Annotated in this window: 2 protein-coding genes, 5 tRNA genes and 1 rRNA gene; all 8 read right to left on the bottom strand. The window is 51.1% G+C overall.

Annotated elements, in window-relative coordinates:
- Positions 1-61 precede the first annotated feature (61 nt).
- A complete protein-coding gene (locus tag WMO26_RS13465; protein WP_349221143.1) occupies positions 62-691 on the bottom strand; it encodes a site-specific integrase in 630 nt (209 codons plus the stop codon).
- A gap of 3 nt (positions 692-694) precedes the next feature.
- Positions 695-1219, bottom strand: coding sequence for a tyrosine-type recombinase/integrase (locus tag WMO26_RS13460; protein WP_349221142.1), 525 nt, complete (start codon positions 1217-1219; stop codon positions 695-697).
- Between the two features lie 222 nt (positions 1220-1441).
- Positions 1442-1517, bottom strand: a tRNA-Trp gene (locus WMO26_RS13455).
- A gap of 6 nt (positions 1518-1523) precedes the next feature.
- Positions 1524-1600: transfer RNA gene (locus tag WMO26_RS13450), tRNA-Ile, on the bottom strand.
- A gap of 53 nt (positions 1601-1653) precedes the next feature.
- A tRNA-Asn gene (locus WMO26_RS13445) sits at positions 1654-1729 on the bottom strand.
- A gap of 46 nt (positions 1730-1775) precedes the next feature.
- Positions 1776-1892, bottom strand: a 5S ribosomal RNA gene (gene rrf / locus WMO26_RS13440).
- Between the two features lie 46 nt (positions 1893-1938).
- Positions 1939-2014: transfer RNA gene (locus WMO26_RS13435), tRNA-Glu, on the bottom strand.
- Positions 2015-2075: 61 nt separating this feature from the next.
- A tRNA-Lys gene (locus WMO26_RS13430) sits at positions 2076-2151 on the bottom strand.
- Between the last annotated feature and the right edge of the window lie 153 nt (positions 2152-2304).

The following is a 2304-nucleotide window of genomic DNA, read 5'->3' as shown; positions in this document are numbered from 1 at the left end:
CCCCCCCCCCCCCCCCCCCCCCCCCCCCCCCCCCCCCCCCCCCCCCCCCCCCCCGTCTTGTCTATACTGCGTCCAGAAGTGCGTCCAGACTAGCGGTAGCGTCCGGCATATCGTCTTTTAGTAAATGGATATAGATATTGTATGTAACCGATACCTCCGAATGGCCCAGCAGCTTGGAAATCACCTTGATATCCACTCTGTTGGCGAATAACTGGCTGGCGAACGTGTGGCGTAGCGCGTGTATGCCGATATGGTCGATTCCGGCCCGTTCCAAAATACAATCGTGCGCCCTGTTCAGGTTGCGGGGATTGATCGGCTTTCCCTTGGCGTTGGAGAACACATAATCGAATCCACCGTTGGCCCTTTTTAATTCCAGCAGGGCGTCCAGAGCGGTCTGATTAAGAGGGATAGTTCGTTCACTGGATTTGGATTTTGTCGTACCCTCGACCAGAATATAGTGGTTTTCATCCTCTGTTCTGTTCCAGTTTTTTACATACTCCAGCGTCCGCTGCACCTTGAGTGTCCGCTTCTCAAAGTCGATATCGTCCCACATAAGCCCCGCCGCTTCGCCCAGACGCAGGCCGGTGAACAGGATGAGGACAAGGCCGTATCCCAGCCGGTAGACGCTTTTTCCGTTGCCGTAGCGTTCCGTGGCGTACTCGCAGTACACCTTGATTTGTTCCTTAGACAACACCTAAATAGCCTTGATATTCTTGGCGGCTTTCTTCGGTAGCTTGACGCCGAAACAGGGATTTTTCAGAATCTGGTCTTTCATCATAGCGTATTTGAAAGCGCCGTTGAGCGCCAGATACGCTTTTCTGATAACAGAATAGGAACGCCCTTCTTCATCCAGCTTGTTGATAAACCGCTGCACATCATCGTGGCTTACGGCAAAAAACTGCAATCCTTTGAAATGGGGAAGTATCTGATAGTTTATCGTGCTTTCCAATGTGTCATAAGACTTCGGTTTGAGTTCGATTTTCTTGTAGGTTGTCAGCCAGTCCAGCATATAGTCCTCGACCGTCTGCTTCTTAATTTCCAGATAGGTGCCGCTGGCAAGCTGCCTGGTGAACTCCTTATATCTCTTGTCCAATTCCGCTTTGGTCTTGGCATAGAGATACTTTCGCTTGTTTGTGCCCTCAATCCGAATGGCCCGATACCACATACCGTCTTTTCGTTGCTTGGGGGCGGTGCCCTCTCCGTCGCTGCGCTTTCCCATAAAAACACACTCCTTTAGCCGTAGTATGAGTTTTTATGGCAGGGAACACGCACGCTCTCCTATATCCGTTTTTACTGCAACCACACTACAACCACTAGGGGGTAAAAACGGAATATAAAAGGGGAAAGTCGGATAATTGAACCGGGGTGCAGCAGCTTCGTTTACAGATAGAAAAAGTGCGTCAAACCCTTGCTATCACTGGGTTTGACGCACTTTTCGTTTTGGCAGGGGCAGAAGGACTTGAACCCTCGGCACGCGGTTTTGGAGACCGCTGCTCTACCAACTGAGCTATACCCCTATATATTGGTGGGCCTTCAGGGACTCGAACCCGGGACCGACCGGTTATGAGCCGGTTGCTCTAACCAACTGAGCTAAAGGCCCATAAAATACAATCGCGTCAGATAACTGTCCGAATGGACAGTTATCTGACTCTCTGGCTCCTCAAGTTGGACTCGAACCAACGACCCTGCGGTTAACAGCCGCATGCTCTACCAGCTGAGCTATTGAGGAATATAGGACAAGATCGAAACCAGAAACGGAATCAATCTTGTCAGGAAGTCGGCATCGTCCTATTTTCCCGGGCCGTCGCCAGCCAAGTATCTTCGGCACCGATGAGCTTAACTACCGTGTTCGGAATGGGAACGGGTGGACCCTCATCGTCATTAACACCGACCATCTATCAAAACGGGTTTCCCCGTTTCAATCGCTTTCTTCTGTTTTGGTGACCCGTACGGGATTCGAACCCATGTTGCCGGCGTGAGAGGCCGGAGTCTTAGACCACTTGACCAACGGGCCATTTCCCACTGTCGTTTGCCCGAAGGCCAGAACTTGCAGGCCCTGACCTTCCGACAATCCATGGTGCACCATCAGGGACTCGAACCCGGGACACCCTGATTAAGAGTCAGGTGCTCTACCAACTGAGCTAATGGTGCTCACTTTAAGGTATTTTTCACACCTTAAAAACTGAACAAAGGGGAAGAAGTAAAGAGGAGGAAGAAGAAGGATTCGCACTAGGTCAAGCCCTCGACCAATTAGTACTGCCAAGCTCAACATGTCACCACGCTTACACATGCAGCCTATCAACC

This window comes from Solibaculum intestinale (assembly GCF_040096205.1).
In the GTDB taxonomy this organism is placed as follows: domain Bacteria; phylum Bacillota; class Clostridia; order Oscillospirales; family Acutalibacteraceae; genus Solibaculum_A; species Solibaculum_A intestinale.
This window is presented reverse-complemented; position numbering and strand designations above follow the sequence as displayed.

What these genes read in the sequence shown, in the direction of transcription:
- WMO26_RS13460 (WP_349221142.1), bottom strand. Translation starts at nt 1,219, where the DNA reads ATGGGAAAGCGCAGCGACGGAGAGGGCACCGCCCCCAAGCAACGAAAA.